Origin of the sequence: Nocardioides dokdonensis FR1436, assembly GCF_001653335.1 — a bacterium.
Classification (GTDB): domain Bacteria; phylum Actinomycetota; class Actinomycetes; order Propionibacteriales; family Nocardioidaceae; genus Nocardioides; species Nocardioides dokdonensis.
On record NZ_CP015079.1, the window covers coordinates 1,046,296 to 1,061,798 of the forward strand.

The following is a 15,503-nucleotide window of genomic DNA, read 5'->3' on the forward strand; positions in this document are numbered from 1 at the left end:
CATGCAGGGCGATCTCAGCGCTGCTCGTCGCGGACGCGGACGAGCCCGGCCAGGGTGGCGACGTACGCCGCCCCGTCGGGGCCGAGCGTGACGGCCGAGCGGTGGTCGTCGTGCAGGACGCCGCGGCCGGTGCGCACGGAGAAGGCGGTGCGGCCGGTGCGGACGTCGAGGGCGGTGAGGTACCACGCGTCGACGCCCAGCCAGCTCTTGCGCTTGGTGGCGGCGTAGACGAGCCCGGTCTTCAGCGAGAGCGCCGGCGTCGAGGAGGGCGAGACCACCTCGGAGGTCCAGGCGGGGACGCACTCGCGACCCACCACGTCGATGCGGGCCAGCCCGCCGGCAGGCACGCGGCCGAGGAGGGTGCGCAGCGGGCCGGTGTAGCCGTGCGTGTTGGCCACCACGACCCCGCGCCCGACCGCGACCAGGGAGCCCTCGGCGGCCGACGCGTCGTCCTCGAAGACCTCGGCCTGGCAGACGCGGGAACCGTCCGCGGTGTCGAGGACCACGACGTGCATCCGCGGGTTGGCGTTGTCGGTGAAGGCGACCAGCCCGTCGGGCAGCACGGTCGGGGTGCTGCCGCTGCCCTGGCTGAGCTGGCCGGGCTTGGTGTCGCTGCCGCGCTCGTAGGTGGTGCTCCAGGACAGGACCGGCGTGCCACCGCGCACGTCGAGGCGGTGCACAGCGGCGACGGTGGCGACGTACACACCCCCATCGGCCCCGGCGCTCAGCGGACGGGCGACCTCCTCGCCGAGGTCCAGCCCCTGCGGCGGCCCACCGAGCGGGTCGACGAAGCCGGCGCGGCCGGCGCGGCTGACGAACCAGGTGCGTCCGTCGGCGTCCGACAGCGTGGCCACCAAGCAGTCGTCGTCGGGCACCACGCCGGTGAGGTCGTGGGTCTCCTCGGTGGTCAGGTCGGGCTCGTCCGCACCGTCGGCGGTCGCGACCACGAGCACCCGGTTCCCGCTGGTCGGCACGACCACCCGGCCGGAGTCGTCGAGGTGGAAGGAGGCGGGCGCGCAGCCGTCACGCTCGGACAGGTCCTTGGTGGCCCGCGGGCGCATCGAGTCGGGGTCGATCACCCGCAGCTGCGGACCCGCGCGGGTGCCGCACAGGCCGACGATGCGGTCCTGGTCGTCGAAGGTCAGGCCGTCGCACTGCTCCAGGCCGTACCACGCGGAGTCGACGTCGGGGCTGAGCCCGAGCGGGCCGGGGGCCGGCTCCGCGCCGTCCTCGAGCGTGATCGGCTGCGCGGTGAACGGGCGGCCGGTGTAACCGGGGGTCACCAGCGCGCCCGACCCGGTCGGCACCGGCAGCACCCCGTCGGGCAGCACGAGCACCACGCCGGTGACCACCACGAGCGCGAGCGCCCAGCCGCCGAGGACCCGGCGGGTCGGGCGCCAGAAGCGGCGTGCACGCGGGTGTGCCAGCGTCGCGAGCGCCGTCAACAGCACCAGCGGCCCGAGCCAGAACCACAGCAGGCCCAGGCCCAGCAGGACGACCGTGCGCTGGAACCTCAACGCTGGCGCGGCCCGAACTCCGGGGCGACCCGCTTGAACGCCGCCTCGCGGGCGACCTTGGTGTTGCGTGCGGCCAGCAGCCACGCCTGCTCCACCCGCTCGCGGAAGAAGGTGTGCCGGGCGCTGGAGGTCCAGGTGTCGTCGAAGAGCCGCTTGGCCGCCGCGAGCTGGTCGGGCGAGCGGCCCTTGAGCCGCTCCGCGAGCGCGTACGCCGCCGCCACGGGGTCGCTGTCGAGCTCGCTGACCAGGCCCAGGTCGTGGGCCTGCTTGCCCGACACCGTCTCGGCGGTCATGGTCAGGCGCTTGGCGACGTCGATCCCGACGACCTCCTTGAGCGAGCGCACCCCGGACATGTCGGGGATGATCCCCCACTTGCCCTCGAGCACCGACCACTGCGAGTCGGGTGTCGCGATCCGGAAGTCGGCCGCGAGCGCGATCTGCAGGCCGCCGCCGAGGCAGTGCCCGTGCACGGCCGCGATCACCGGCACCGGCAGCCGGCGCCAGGCCCAGCAGGCCTCCTGGAAGGTGTTGGTGCCGCGCCACGGGCGCGGGGCGAAGGCCAGGGCGACCCGTGCCGGCTCCCGCAGCACCGAGGCGAAGTCGAGACCGGCGCAGAAGGCGTCCCCCTCGCCGGAGACGACGACCGCGCGCACGGACCTGTCGCGGCGCAGCCTGCGCGCCGTCGCCACCAGGTCGTCGAGCAGCTGGAGGGTCAGCGCGTTGAGCTTCTCCGCACGGTCGAGCCGGACGTGGGCGATGCCGTCCTCGATGCTGCAGGAGACCCCGCTCAGGGCACTGCTCCGCTCACTGCTGGGGTCACTGCTGGTCGCACGGCTGCTCATGGGTGAATGATGCCCTCATGAGCCATGAGCGTGCCGGGACCCTCGCCGAGCCGGGCGACCTGATCGACGTCGCGCACGTCGTGACCGCCTACTACACCGGCGTCCCCGACCCCGACGACCCCGACCAGCAGGTCGCCTTCGGCACCAGCGGGCACCGGGGCACCTCGCTGCGCACCGCCTTCAACGAGACCCACATCCTGGCCACCACCCAGGCCATCTGCGAGTACCGCCGCGAGCAGGGCTACGACGGCCCGCTGTTCCTGGGTCGCGACACCCATGCGCTCTCGGAGCCGGCGTGGTCGACCGCGCTCGAGGTGCTCATCGCCAACGACGTCACCGTGCTGGTCGACGACCGCGACGGCTACACGCCCACGCCGGCGGTCTCGCACGCGATCCTGCGCGCCAACAAGGGGCGCACCGACGGGCCGGGCCTCGCCGACGGGATCGTGGTCACCCCGTCGCACAACCCGCCGGCCGACGGCGGTTTCAAGTACAACCCGCCGCACGGCGGCCCGGCCGACTCCGACGCCACGAAGGTGATCGCGGCGCGTGCCAACGAGCTGGTCCGCGCCGGCCTCGACGGCGTGCGCCGGGTGCCGTTCGCGCGGGCCCGCGCCGCGGCGGCGGCGTACGACTTCCTCGGGACGTACGTCGACGACCTGCCGAGCGTGGTCGACCTCGAGGCGATCCGCCGGGCCGGGGTGCGCATCGGCGCCGACCCGCTGGGCGGCGCGTCGGTGGGCTACTGGGGCGAGATCGCCGAGCGCCACGGGCTCGACCTGACCGTGGTCAACCCCCTCGTCGACCCCACGTGGCGCTTCATGACGCTCGACTGGGACGGCAAGATCCGGATGGACTGCTCCTCGCCGTCGGCGATGGCCTCGCTGGTGGCCCAGAAGGACGCCTACGACATCGCGACCGGCAACGACGCCGACGCCGACCGGCACGGCATCGTCACTCCCGACGCCGGGCTGATGAACCCCAACCACTTCCTGGCCGTGGCGATCGGGCACCTCTTCGGCGGCGCCCGTCCCGACTGGCCCGACACCGCGCGGATCGGCAAGACCCTGGTCTCCTCCTCGATGATCGACCGGGTCGCGGCGGGCGTCGGGAAGCCGCTGGTCGAGGTGCCGGTCGGGTTCAAGTGGTTCGTCCCCGGGCTGCTCGACGGCTCCTTCGGCTTCGGCGGCGAGGAGTCCGCGGGCGCCTCGTTCCTGCGCCGCGACGGCTCGACCTGGACGACCGACAAGGACGGCCTGCTGCTGTGCCTGCTCGGCGCCGAGATCCTGGCGACCACCGGCGAGACCCCGTCGCAGCGCTACGCCGCCCTGGTCGCCGAGCACGGCGACCCGGCGTACGCCCGTGTGGACGCGCCGGCCACCCGCGAGCAGAAGGCTGCGCTCGCGGCGCTGAGCCCCGACGCCGTGACCGCCACCGAGCTCGCCGGTGAGCCGATCACCGCCCGGCTCACCGAGGCCCCCGGCAACGGCGCCGCGATCGGTGGCCTCAAGGTGACCACCGAGTCGGCGTGGTTCGCCGCGCGGCCCTCCGGCACCGAGGCCGTCTACAAGATCTACGCCGAGTCCTTCCGCGGGCCCGAGCACCTCGCCCAGGTGCAGGCGGAGGCCCGCGAGGTCGTCAGCGCCGCGCTCGGTGGCAGCGCCGGATGACGGGCACCATCCTGACGATGGGCGGTGGCGGCTTCTCGATGGCCGACGACGTGTCCGTCCCGGCGCCGCTCGACGACCTGCTGCTGTCCCTGGTGCCGGTGCCGCGCGGTGCCGACGGCCCGCCGCGGGTCTGCTTCGTGGGCACCGCCAGCGGCGACTCCCCCGGCTACATCGAGCGCTTCGAGACCGCCTTCGCCGGCCGCGCGGAGACGTCCACCGTGCAGCTCTTCGACTACGGGACGATCCCCGGCGGTGACCTGCGCGCCCACGTGCTGGCGCAGGACGTCATCTACGTCGGCGGTGGCTCGACGGCCAACCTGCTGGTGCTGTGGCGCCTGCACGGCCTCGACGCGCTGCTGCGCGAGGCAGCGGGGGCCGGCACCGTCCTCACCGGCATCAGCGCCGGCATGAACTGCTGGTACGACGCCTCGGTCACCGACTCCTACGGCCCCCTGGCGGGCCTGTCCGACGGCGTGGGGCTGCTGCCCGGCAGCGCCTGCCCGCACTACGACGGCGAGGCCGAGCGCCGCCCGACGTACCTGGACCTGGTCGCCACCGGCCGCCTGCCCGACGGGTACGCCGCCGACGACGGCGCCGCCCTGCTGTGGCGCGACGGAGAGCTCGTCGAAGCCGTCTCCGAGCGCCCCGGCGCCCGGGCCTTCCGCGTGCGCCGCCAGGGCGACGAGGCGGTCGAGGAGCCCCTCGACGTCCGCCTGCTGGCCTGACCTCCCCACCACCGTTGGATGCTCCTATGGATGGTCAAGTCCGTGGTGGGGGTTGATCAGGGCGGGGTAGATCTCGCGGGTGATGTAGCGCTTGAGGATGCGGGCTGCTTCGCGTTTGGAGAGGTCGCGTTGGTTGACGCGGCGGGCGAGGTAGGTCTTGGTGGGTTTGTGCCAGCGCATTCGTGAGAGCAGGACGCGGTGGATGGCAGCGTTGGCCTGACGGTCGCCGCCGCGGTTGAGCCTCGTGCGGTGGGTTTGGCCTGAGGAGGCCGGGACCGGCGCGGTGCCGACGAGCATCGCGAAGGCTGCTTCGGTGTGGATGCGTTCGGGGTTGGCGCCGGCGGTGACCAGGAGCTGTCCGGCGCAGTCGTGTCCGATGCCGTTGATGGCCATCAGGGCGGGGTTGATCTGTTCGACCAGGGGGTGGATCAGCGCCTCGAGGTCGGTGATCTCCTCGCTGAGGTGGCGGTGACGGCGGGCGAGGCTGCGCAGGGCGGCCTTGGTGGCGTGCAGGGGCTCTGCGATGTGCGCGGGGTCGGGTCGCAGTGCGGCGCAGGTGCGCACCAATGTGGGGGTGTCTAGGTGACGCAGGCGGTGGCGTAGGTCGTCCTCGGCGGTCACGATCAGTGCTTTGATCTGGCGCACGACGTCGGCGCGTTGCTGGACTGCTGAGCGTCGAGCGACACGCAGGTTGCGCAGCGCTTCGATGCGTCCGTCGCGGGCCTTGGGAGTGCCGGTGTGCGCTCCCGACCACGCCGCGCGGGCGGCGGCTTCGGCGTCGATGGGGTCGGACTTGCCCTTGAGCCGGCGCGTGCGTCGATCTGGTCGATCGACCTCGATCAGGTCGGCGGTGGTGGCTGTGGCCAGGTGGCGTGCGAGTCCTAGGCCGTAGGCGCCGGTGCCCTCGATGCCGATCATCAGCACCGGTCCGAACGATTCCAGCCAGGCCAGCAGGGCCCGATGGCCGGATGTGTCAGCGTCGAAGTATTCGATGCCTAGCAGGCGTCCCAGTGAGTCGAGGGCGGCAGCGACGTGCTGATCGCGGTGGGTGTCGACTCCGCCGATCACCCCGACCCGTGGCGACGGCGGATCACCGAAGGCAGCGCTGGTCTCCTCGTGGGTGCAGTGCGATACGGGTGGTGCAGATGTCATGGTGGTCATGCCGTCTCCTCTTGTGGTGGCGGTGGCGCCAGCCAGGCGAGGGCAGCGGACAGGACAGTGATCAGTGACGGCTGGGCACAAGCTCCTATGAAGTCACGAGGCCCCCGCCTGGCTGGGTGCAGCACCCGGCAGCAGACCGACCGACAGATCCAGCGATGGACACCATGGTCAGTCGAGCAGCGAGTCAGGACGACCTGCCACCAGGCACTCCATTCGTATCGTCACTGTCGAGCAGCGACGAGCGCCAGCGAGGAGCGTCGTCGAGACCCCGTGAGGACCGCGCTCACCGCACGCCTTGGAGTCACGGGGTCTCGACGGACGCTCGAGCCTTCGGCCCTCCCTGCTCGACCGACGACCAGGGGTTGTCGAGACCGGGCGAGCCTGGTGGGGTACGCATGTGACCCAGGACTCGTACGCCGCCGGACCCACCGAGCCACCGCTGCCGGACACCACCATCGGGGCGGACCTGTCCCGCACCGTGGCCGCCCACCCCGAGCGTGAGGCGCTGGTCGAGGTGGCCACCGGGCGGCGCTGGACCTGGCGCGAGCTGGAGGACGACGTCGACCGGGTCGCCCGGGGGCTGATGGCGGCCGGCATCGGGGTCGGGGACCGGGTGGGGATCTGGGCGCCGAACTGCGCCGAGTGGACCCTCGTGCAGTACGCCGCGGCCCGCACCGGCGCCGTGCTGGTCAACGTGAACCCGGCCTACCGCAGCCACGAGCTGGCCTACGCGATCAACCAGAGCGGGCTCGCGCTGATGGTCGCGGCGACCGCCTTCAAGACCAGCGACTACGTCGCCATGATGCGCGAGGTGGCCCCGCAGTGCCCCGACCTGCGCCGGGTGGTGCACATCGGCACCGACGCCTGGGACGCGCTCCTCGCCGGCGGCGAGGCGGTCACCGCGGAGGCGCTGCGCGAGCGCGCCGGGTCGCTGCACCCCGACGACCCGATCAACATCCAGTACACCTCGGGCACCACCGGCTACCCCAAGGGCGCCACCCTGACGCACCGCAACATCCTGGGCAACGGCTTCATGACCACCGAGCTCATCCGCCTCGGTCCGGAGGACCGGCTGTGCATCCCGGTGCCCTTCTACCACTGCTTCGGGATGGTGATGGGCAACCTGGGGTGCACCTCGCACGGCACCACGATGGTGATCCCCGCCCCCGGCTTCGACCCCGAGATCACGCTGCGCACCATCGCCGAGGAGCGCTGCACCGGCGTCTACGGGGTGCCCACGATGTTCATCGCCATGCAGGCGCACCCGACCTTCGCCGAGCACGATCTCTCGACGCTGCGGACCGGGATCATGGCCGGCTCGGTCTGCCCGGTCGAGGTGATGAAGCGGTGCGTGGAGGACATGCACATGGACGAGGTCGCGATCGCCTACGGGATGACCGAGACCTCGCCGGTGAGCTGCCAGACCCGCGTCGACGACGACCTCGAGCGGCGTACGGCGACCATCGGCCGGGTGCACCCGCACCTGGAGATCAAGGTCGTCGACCCAGTCACCGGCGCGACCGTCCCGCGCGGCGAGCCCGGCGAGTACTGCACCCGGGGCTACTCGGTGATGCGCGGCTACTGGGACGACGCCGACCGCACCGCCGAGGCGATCGACGCCGACGGCTGGATGCACACCGGCGACCTCGCCGTGATGCGCGAGGACGGCTACTGCACGATCGTGGGCCGGATCAAGGACATGGTGATCCGCGGCGGGGAGAACGTCTACCCGCGCGAGGTCGAGGAGTTCCTGCACACCCACCCGGACATCGAGGACGTGCAGGTCATCGGCGTGCCCGACGAGCGGTACGGCGAGGAGCTGTGCGCGTGGGTGCGCCTGCGCGAGGGCGCGCAGCCGCTGGACACCGCCGCGGTGCGGGCCTTCTGCGAGGGCCGCCTGGCCCACTTCAAGATCCCCCGCTACGTGCTGGTCGTCGAGGAGTTCCCGATGACCGTGACCGGCAAGATCCGCAAGGTCGAGATGCGCGAGGAGACCACCCGCCTGCTCGAGCTGTAGCCTGGGCGGTGCAGAGGGTTCAACGCGCGCTTGGAGGTGGGTTCGGCGCGTCTGCTCGACGCGCTCGAAAGGCACGACCGTGAGTCCGCTCGCTTCCTACCGCCAGCTCATCAACATCGCCGGCCCCCTCTACGTGCTGGTCGCCTTCCTCGGCCGGCTGCCCCTGGCCATGAGCCAGCTCGGCACCCTCCTGCTCGTCTCCACCGCCTCCGGCAGCTACGGCCTCGGCGGCCTGTCGGCCGGTGCGCTGGCGGTCGCCAACGCGGTCGGCGCCCCGCTCGCCGGTTCCCTGGCCGACCGGATCGGCCAGCGCCCCGTCGTGCTCGTGCAGTCGCTGCTCGGCGCCACCGGCCTGATCGCCCTGGTGGGCGTCGTCGACGCCGGGGTCAGCGACCTGACCGTGGTCGCCGTGGCCGCCCTCACCGGTCTCGCCACGCCCCAGGTCGGCCCGCTGGCCCGGGTGCGCTGGCGTCCGCTGACCGAGGGCCGGCCGCACCAGCGCCGCCTGGTCGACGCCGCCTTCTCCTACGAGGGCGCCGCCGACGAGGCGTCCTTCGCGCTCGGCCCGGCGCTGATCGGCCTGGCCGCCGTGCTCGTCTCGCCCAGCGGCGGCCTGATCGCCGCCGCCGTGCTCCTCGCCGTCTTCGGCAGCGCCTTCGCGCTCGACGGGTCGGCGGCCCTGGTCGCCCGGCACGACTCGACCAGCCCCGGTCACGGGCCGCTGGTCACCCGGGTCTTCGTGGTCCTCGCCGCGGCGCAGCTGTTCGTGGGCGTGCTCTTCGGCGCCACCCAGACCGGCGCCACGGTGCTCGCGACCGAGGCCGGCACCCCGGGTGTCGCGGGCCTGGTGCACGCCACGCTCGGCGTCGGCAGCGCGGTGGCCGGCATCGCGACGGCGTACCTGCCGGCGCGGATCGGCCACGAGCGGCGTGCCCTCGTCGCGGCGTTCGCGCTGGTGGCGCTGTCGTGGCCGCTGCTGCTCGTCGACAGCCTGCTGGGCGCGACCCTGGTCGTGCTGTTCCTGGGCTGCGCGGTGGCGCCGTACATGATCGCGGTCTTCTCGCTCGCCGAGCGGGTCGTGCCGCTGCCCCGCGTGGGCGCCGCGATGACGACCCTGGCCAGTGCCACCGGCATCGGCTACGCGCTCGGCTCCTCGGTCGCCGGCCGGCTGGCCGACGACCACGGCTCGACCGCGGCCTTCTCGGTGACCGTGACGACCACGGTGCTGGCGGCCGTGCTGATGCTCACCCAGCAGCGACGCCTGCACGCCGCGGTCCAGGCCGCGCACCCGATGGACCCGGTCACCCTCCCTCGGGTCTGAGGGTGGTGACCGGGCCGGTGCTCAGGCCGCGGTGGTGAGGCGGCGCGCCTGCTGCTGCAGCCGGGCCTGGGCCGCGCGACGGACCTTGGGGCCCTTGGTGGACATCGCGTAGAGCGTCTTGAGCTGGCTGGGCAGGTTCTTCACGGTCGTGGTGGCCATGAAGTCGTTCGGCAGCGAGAGGCGCACGACCTTGTGCCAGGCCGAGTAGACCTGCGCCGGCAGCGACGCCTCGTGGTAGTTCAGGTCGTACTTGGCGAAGAGCGCCTTCACCTGCGGGGCGATCTCGGCGTACCGGTTCGACGGCAGGTCGGGGAACAGGTGGTGCTCGATCTGGTGCGAGAGGTTGCCGGTCATCAGGTGCATCGCCTTGGAGCCGGAGATGTTGGCCGAGCCGAGCATCTGGCGCAGGTACCACTCGCCGCGGGTCTCCTTCTCCGGGATCGCCTTCTTCTCGAAGGTCTCCACGCCCTCGGGGAAGTGGCCGCACATGATCACCGAGTGCGTCCACAGGTTGCGCACCACGTTGGCGGTGGCGTTGGCGGCCAGGGTCGGCAGGAAGGAGCCGGTCGGGATCGACAGCACCGGGTGGACGACGTAGTCCTTGGTGGCCTGCTTGCGGATCTTGCCGAGCGTGCCCTTCAGGTTGCGCTTGAAGGTCTCGCTGCGCTTGTCCTTGGGCACCCGCAGGTTGCGGCCCAGCTCGAGGTCGTAGGCGGCGATGCCGTACTCGAAGAGGCAGGCGTTGACGAAGTTCCACAGCGGCTGCGCGAGGTACATCGGGTGCCAGCGCTGGTCCTCGTCGACGCGCATGATGCCGTAGCCGAGGTCGTTGTCCTTGCCCACGATGTTCGTGTACGTGTGGTGCACCTCGTTGTGGCTGTGCTTCCACGCGTCCGACGGGGTGGCGTTGTCCCACTCCCAGGTGCTGGAGTGGATCTTCGGGTCACGCATCCAGTCCCACTGGCCGTGCATGATGTTGTGGCCGATCTCCATGTTGTCGAGGATCTTGGCCACGCTCAGCCCGACGGTGCCCAGCACCCAGGCCGGCGGAAAGATGCTGGCGACCAGCACCGCGCGGCTGCCGAGCTCGAGCTTGCGCTGCACGTCGATGACCTTGCGGATGTACGCCGCGTCGGAGGCGCCCCGGCTGTCGACGATGTCCTGGCGGATCGCGTCGAGCTCGACGCCGATCTGCTCGATGTCGGCCTCGGTCAGATGGGCGGTGGGGTTCTCGGGCTTGCGGGTGATGGCAGTCATGGGGTCTCCCTCAGTCGGCGTGGAAGTCGGTGGCGGAGTCAGTGGTCGATGGAGCAGGCGCCGGCGGCGGCGCTCACGCAGGTCTGGATCAAGATGCCGCGGGGGTCGGTCTCGCCGGGGACGGCGGTGGTGACCTGCCCGTTGCGCAGGTCGCGCACCGAACCCTCCTTGAGCGGCAGGACGCAGCCCATGCAGATGCCCATCCGGCAGCCGCTGGGCATCAGGACGCCGGCCTCCTCGGCCGCGTCCAGGATCGGGGTGGCGCCGTCGGCCTCGAGGGTGGTGCCGCCCTGGGTGAAGGCGACGGTGCCGCCCGCCCCGGCCTCGACGCGCGCGGTGCGGAACTGCTCGACGAACAGGTCGATGCCGGCCTCGGCGTGGTGGGCCTCGAGCGCGTCGAGCAGCCCGGCGGGGCCGCACGCGAAGGTACGCCGCTCCGCGAGATCCGGCACGAGGGTGTCCAGGTCGGCGACGTCGAGCACACCGTGCTGGTCGTCGTAGCGGGCCACGAGCCGGATGGCGCCGGCCGTGTCGAGCGCCTGCAGGTCCGCCCGGAAGATCGAGCTGGGCTCGCTGGGGGCCACGTGCACCACGACGATGTCGAGGTCGGCGCTGCGGGCGGGGCGCAGCACGCCGGTGTCGGTGGAGGGGTACAGGTTGCGCAGCATCCCGATGACCGGGGTGATCCCGGAGCCGGCGGTGACGAAGAGCAGCTTGCCCGCGGTGCCCGCGTCGGGCAGCACGAACTCGCCGGCGGCCTGCTCGAGGTGGAGCGTGGTGCCGGGGGCGGCGTGGTGCACGAGGTAGTCGCTGACGTGGCCGTCCGGGACCGCCTTGACGGTGATCGAGATCAGGCCGTCGGCGCGGGGGCCGTGGGTCAGGGAGTAGGCGCGCCAGTGGCGCACGCCGTCGACGTCGATGCCGATGCGCACGTACTGGCCCGGCACGTGGCCGGCCCAGGAGGCGCCGGGCTTGATCTCGAGCGTGGCCGCGTCGGCGGTCTCGGGGCGCACGGCCACGATCCGTCCGCGCAGCGGGGCGCCGCGGCGCAGCGGGTGGAACACGTCGAGGACGTCGTCGACGTCGAGCGGGGTTACGGCGGCCTCGGCGACGCGTCGCACCTGGCGACGCAGGGAGTGCGACCACGACGGGCGGGTGCCGGTGGAGGCGTCTCGGAAGGCTACGGAAGTCATGTGTTCCACCATGCTGGACTTGAGCGCTAAAGTCCTGTGCACCTGATGCAGATTCCTACGTCACATTTGTTCGGAGCGAACAACATGACTCGTCGCCTCCCTCGCAGCACCGCCAGCCACGGACTCGCGCTGCCCGCCCGCGCGGTCGCCGAGATGCGCGAGGACCTGGCGTCGGTGGCCGACAAGGTCGTCACCGCGATCATCAACGAGGTGCCGTCCTACGACGACGCCCTGACCGGGTCGATGGGCGAGAACATCCGCAGCGCGGTGCGGATCGCGCTCGGCGGCTTCCTGTCCCTGGCCGGCGGGAGAGGCGGCGCCAACCCCCGGACGCCGACGGCGCCGGCCGCCGAGGGCGCCTACCAGCTCGGCCGCGGCGAGGCCCGCAACGGCCGCACGACCGACGCGCTGCTGTCGGCGTACCGGATCGGCGCGCGGGTGTCGTGGCGGGAGATGTCGGCCACCGCGGTGCGCGCCGGGATGGACGCCGAGACGCTGGCCGGCTTCGCCGAGCTGGTCTTCGCCTACATCGACGAGCTCTCCGCCGCCAGCGTGGCCGGGCACTCCGACGAGCTGGCCACCGCTGGTCGGGTGCGCCAGCGGCTGGTCGAGCGGTTGGCGCGCCAGCTGCTCACCGGGGCGCCCGCCGAGGCGGTCCTGGACACAGCGACCCGGGCGGAGTGGGAGCCCCCGACCACGCTGACCGCCGTCCTGATCGCGGACTCGCAGGTGCGTCCGGCGCTCGCCTCCCTGCCCCGGGCGACGATCGCGGTCGTCGACTCCGCCGAGCTCTCCGAGGCGTCGGGGGCCCCCGAGTCGACCGAGGGCCGTGAGGGCGGGCTGCTGCTGGTGCCCGACGCGCACGGTCGTGCCCGGGGCGCCCTGCTGCGGACGATCGCCGACCTCGACGCCGTCGCCGGGCCCGCCCGGCCCTGGCTGGAGGTGCGGGCCTCGCTCGACCGGGCGCGCCGCACCCGGACCCTGGGACTGGGGCCGGACACCGAGGCCCACCTGCCGGAGCTGGTGCTGAGCGCCGACGCCGACGCCCGCGCCGACCTGCGCGCGGCGGTCCTCGCGCCGCTCGCCGACCTGCGTCCGGGCACCGCCCAGAAGCTCACGGAGACGCTGCGCTCCTGGCTGCTGCACCAGGGCCGGCGCGACGACGTGGCGGCCGAGCTGTTCGTGCACGCCCAGACCGTGCGCTACCGGATGGGCCAGCTGCGCGAGCTCTACGGTGACGACCTCGAGGACCCGGAGAAGGTGCTGGCGATGGTCATCGCCCTGGGCTGACCGGCCGGCTGCACGGGCGGGGGTGAGCGAGCGGGCCGTACCGTGAGCACCATGATCCTCCGCCGCCTCGCCACCGCCGTCCTGCTCATCGGCGCGCTGGGCGCGTGCGGGGAGTCGGGCGCCGAACCGGGTGCCTCCGAGACCCCCACCGGGAGCGCCACGACCCCGGACAGCAGCGAGGCGCAGCCGGAGAGCGACTACCCGGCGTACGTCGCGCTCGGCGACTCCTACACCTCGGCGCCGTTCGTGCCCGAGACCGACGGCCAGGACGGGTGCCTGCGCTCCAGCGGCAACTACCCGAGCCTGGTCGCGGCCGAGCTGGGCTCGGACCTCGAGGACGTGAGCTGCGCCGGCGCGCAGACCGTGTCGCTGGTCGGGGTGCAGCAGACCTTCGACGGCAGCAGCCGCCCCGCCCAGTTCGACGCGCTCAGCGAGGACACCGACCTGGTCACGATCGGCATCGGCGGCAACGACTTCGGCCTGTTCAGCAAGCTCACCGCCGGCTGCGTGGGCGCGGCGGCCCAGGAGCCCGAGGGCACGCCCTGCACCGACGCGGCGACCGGCAGCGTGACCCGCGACCTCGAGGAGATGAAGGGGCGGGTGACCGCGGCGCTCCAGGGCGTCGTCGACCGGGCCCCCCAGGCCCGGGTGCTGCTGGTCGGCTACCCGCAGATCGTCCCGGAGACCGGCTCCTGCCCCGACCTGCTGCCCATCGCCGAGGGCGACCTGCCCTTCGCCCGCAGCGTGAACCGCGGGCTCTCGGACGCGCTCGAGAACGCCGCGAAGGCCGCCGACGTCGAGTACGTCGACGCCTTCGCGCTGACCCGGGGCCACGACATCTGCGCCGACGACCCGTGGATCAACGGCCAGCAGAACGACCCGGAGCGTGCACTGGCCTACCACCCCTTCGCCGCGGAGCAGCAGGCGGTCGCCGACGAGATCGCCCGGCTGCTGCAGCGCTCCTGACCCGTCAGTCGAGGGTGGTGAACACCTCTCGGCCGGCCACCCAGGTCCCGGCCACCTGCATGGCCTTGAGCCGCGAGGCCTGCTCGTCGGGGGTCCCGGTCGGGTCCAGCGGGTCCGCGTCGAGCAGCACCAGGTCGCCGCGGCTGCCCGGGGCGACCGTGCCCTGACCGTCGACGGAGGCGGCGAGCACCTCGCGCGGGGTGAGGGCGTGCTCGCCGTGCCAGGCCTCGCGCTCGTCGCCGCTGCGGTGCACCGCGGCGGCCATCGCCAGCCACGGGTCGAGCGGGGAGACCGGGGCGTCGGAGCCCAGCGCGAGCTCCATGCCGTCGTCGAGCATCCAGCGGAACGCGAAGCACCGCGCCGAGCGCTCGCCCCAGATCCGCTCGGTCAGGTCGCGGTCGTCGAGCAGGTGGGCCGGCTGGACGCTGGCGCGGATGCCCAGCCGGGCCATCTCGTGCACATCGGCCCGGTTGACCATCTGGGCGTGCTCGATCGAGCCGCGCGCGCCCGACTCGGCGTACGACGCCAGCGCCTCGGCGACCGCCGCGTCGCCGATCGCGTGGGTGGCCACCTCGAGACCGTGGCCGTGCGCGGTGCGCAGCAGCTCGCGCAGCTCGGCGCCGGAGAGGTTGGGCTGCCCGGAGGGGTACTCGAGGCGGTGCGCGTCGCCGTACGGCTCGCAGCACCAGGCGGTGCGGGTGTTGAGCGAGCCGTCGCTGATGATCTTCAGCGGGCCCATGGTGAGGCGAGGGTCGCGCGGGCCGTCGCCGAGCGGCAGGGGGTCGCCGCTGCGCAGCCCGTGGCCGAGCACCGAGTCGAGCCCCTCGGCGTACGTCGCCATCCGCACGCGCAGCACGTCGCAGCCCTCGGACCAGCGCTCGGCCCACTCGTCGGCGCCGCCGCTGAACTCGAAGTCCACGAGCCCCGCGACGCCCATCGACGCGGCGTGGTCGAGGGTGCGGCGGTAGGCCTCGGGCGAGGTGCCGTCGTTGCCGACGAGGCTGGCCAGGCGCGGGTAGACCGCGAACCACTCGGACTCGCGCACCACGGAGTCGCGCACCGGCATCGCGAGGAAGAGCAGGGCCCGGGTGTTGAGCCAGGCGTGGTGGCCGTCGCCGGAGATCAGCACGACGGGGGTCTCGCCGGAGACGGCGTCGAGCTCGGAGACGGTGGCGTCGCGGTCCCAGCCGGCGGAGCGGTGGCCCCAGCCGATGACGGGGAGGTCGGGGTACTCCGCGACCCGCTCGGCGACCATCGCGAGCGCGGCCTCGGGGCTGCGGGCGCCGGCGAGGTCGAGGCGACCCGACGAGAGCGTCCACTGGGCCAGGTGCACGTGCTGGTCCCACAGCCCCGGGACCACCCAGCGGCCCTCGGCGTCGACCTCGGGCGTGCCGGCGGGACGGTCGAGGCGCGGAGCCACGGCCGCGACGGTGCCGTCGGTGACCAGGACGTCGACGGGCGCGTCGGGCACGACGTCGCCCGCGTGCACGGGGACCAGTCGAGCGCGGCGGATGATCAGGCTGCTCATGACGCCACGGTAGGGC

General features: G+C 73.1%; 12 protein-coding genes. 6 read left to right on the forward strand and 6 right to left on the reverse strand.

The window, feature by feature from the left end:
* Positions 1–14 precede the first annotated feature (14 nt).
* Together I601_RS21090 and I601_RS05035 are read right to left on the reverse strand one after the other, a co-directional pair.
* Positions 15–1,517, reverse strand: a complete 1,503-nt coding sequence (locus I601_RS21090; RefSeq protein ID WP_068107056.1) for a hypothetical protein — start codon at positions 1,515–1,517, stop codon at positions 15–17.
* Complete coding sequence (locus I601_RS05035) at positions 1,514–2,359, reverse strand: crotonase/enoyl-CoA hydratase family protein (protein ID WP_068107058.1); 846 nt, start codon at positions 2,357–2,359, stop codon at positions 1,514–1,516. The genes I601_RS21090 and I601_RS05035 overlap by 4 nt, the downstream gene beginning before the upstream one ends.
* A 17-nt stretch (positions 2,360–2,376) precedes the next feature.
* On the opposite strand from I601_RS05035, the gene pgm reads away from it, so the two are divergent.
* Both pgm and I601_RS05045 read left to right on the forward strand, forming a co-directional pair.
* A complete protein-coding gene (gene pgm / locus I601_RS05040) occupies positions 2,377–4,029 on the forward strand; it encodes a phosphoglucomutase (alpha-D-glucose-1,6-bisphosphate-dependent) (protein ID WP_068107061.1) in 1,653 nt (550 codons plus the stop codon).
* A complete protein-coding gene (locus I601_RS05045) occupies positions 4,026–4,754 on the forward strand; it encodes a Type 1 glutamine amidotransferase-like domain-containing protein (RefSeq protein WP_068107062.1) in 729 nt (242 codons plus the stop codon). The genes pgm and I601_RS05045 overlap by 4 nt, the downstream gene beginning before the upstream one ends.
* 24 nt (positions 4,755–4,778) lie before the next feature.
* Here I601_RS05045 and I601_RS05050 read toward each other — a convergent pair whose 3' ends face one another.
* A complete protein-coding gene (locus I601_RS05050) occupies positions 4,779–5,915 on the reverse strand; it encodes an IS110 family RNA-guided transposase (protein WP_237089559.1) in 1,137 nt (378 codons plus the stop codon).
* A 397-nt stretch (positions 5,916–6,312) separates the two neighbouring features.
* Between I601_RS05050 and I601_RS05055 the strand changes: the two genes are divergently transcribed.
* Together I601_RS05055 and I601_RS05060 are read left to right on the forward strand one after the other, a co-directional pair.
* Entirely contained in the window at positions 6,313–7,932 is a 1,620-nt protein-coding gene (locus I601_RS05055) for an AMP-binding protein (protein ID WP_068107067.1), read from the forward strand.
* Positions 7,933–8,011: 79 nt separating this feature from the next.
* Complete coding sequence (locus I601_RS05060; protein ID WP_068107070.1) at positions 8,012–9,253, forward strand: MFS transporter; 1,242 nt, start codon at positions 8,012–8,014, stop codon at positions 9,251–9,253.
* A 21-nt stretch (positions 9,254–9,274) separates the two neighbouring features.
* Here I601_RS05060 and I601_RS05065 read toward each other — a convergent pair whose 3' ends face one another.
* Complete coding sequence (locus I601_RS05065; protein ID WP_068107072.1) at positions 9,275–10,510, reverse strand: fatty acid desaturase family protein; 1,236 nt, start codon at positions 10,508–10,510, stop codon at positions 9,275–9,277.
* Between the two features lie 38 nt (positions 10,511–10,548).
* On the reverse strand, positions 10,549–11,703 hold the full coding sequence (locus I601_RS05070; RefSeq protein ID WP_068107074.1) for a ferredoxin reductase: 1,155 nt from the start codon (positions 11,701–11,703) through the stop codon (positions 10,549–10,551).
* A gap of 84 nt (positions 11,704–11,787) precedes the next feature.
* On the opposite strand from I601_RS05070, the gene I601_RS05075 reads away from it, so the two are divergent.
* Both I601_RS05075 and I601_RS05080 read left to right on the forward strand, forming a co-directional pair.
* Positions 11,788–12,993, forward strand: coding sequence for a PucR family transcriptional regulator (locus tag I601_RS05075; protein WP_068107076.1), 1,206 nt, complete (start codon positions 11,788–11,790; stop codon positions 12,991–12,993).
* 51 nt (positions 12,994–13,044) lie between these two features.
* Positions 13,045–13,959: an SGNH/GDSL hydrolase family protein gene (locus I601_RS05080; RefSeq protein WP_068114402.1), complete on the forward strand. Its 915-nt coding sequence runs from the start codon at positions 13,045–13,047 to the stop codon at positions 13,957–13,959.
* A gap of 4 nt (positions 13,960–13,963) precedes the next feature.
* On the opposite strand, the gene I601_RS05085 is transcribed toward I601_RS05080, so the two are convergent.
* Complete coding sequence (locus I601_RS05085) at positions 13,964–15,487, reverse strand: amidohydrolase (RefSeq protein WP_068107078.1); 1,524 nt, start codon at positions 15,485–15,487, stop codon at positions 13,964–13,966.
* Between the last annotated feature and the right edge of the window lie 16 nt (positions 15,488–15,503).

Excerpts from the sequence above, each read along its gene's own strand:
- I601_RS05050 (WP_237089559.1), bottom strand. The coding sequence starts at position 5,915 with ATGACCACCATGACATCTGCACCACCCGTATCGCACTGCACCCACGAG.
- I601_RS05075 (WP_068107076.1), top strand. The coding sequence starts at position 11,788 with ATGACTCGTCGCCTCCCTCGCAGCACCGCCAGCCACGGACTCGCGCTG.
- I601_RS05085 (WP_068107078.1), bottom strand. The coding sequence starts at position 15,487 with ATGAGCAGCCTGATCATCCGCCGCGCTCGACTGGTCCCCGTGCACGCG.
- I601_RS05070 (WP_068107074.1), bottom strand. The coding sequence starts at position 11,703 with ATGACTTCCGTAGCCTTCCGAGACGCCTCCACCGGCACCCGCCCGTCG.
- I601_RS05035 (WP_068107058.1), bottom strand. The coding sequence starts at position 2,359 with ATGAGCAGCCGTGCGACCAGCAGTGACCCCAGCAGTGAGCGGAGCAGT.
- I601_RS05080 (WP_068114402.1), top strand. The coding sequence starts at position 13,045 with ATGATCCTCCGCCGCCTCGCCACCGCCGTCCTGCTCATCGGCGCGCTG.
- I601_RS05065 (WP_068107072.1), bottom strand. The coding sequence starts at position 10,510 with ATGACTGCCATCACCCGCAAGCCCGAGAACCCCACCGCCCATCTGACC.
- pgm (WP_068107061.1), top strand. The coding sequence starts at position 2,377 with ATGAGCCATGAGCGTGCCGGGACCCTCGCCGAGCCGGGCGACCTGATC.
- I601_RS05045 (WP_068107062.1), top strand. The coding sequence starts at position 4,026 with ATGACGGGCACCATCCTGACGATGGGCGGTGGCGGCTTCTCGATGGCC.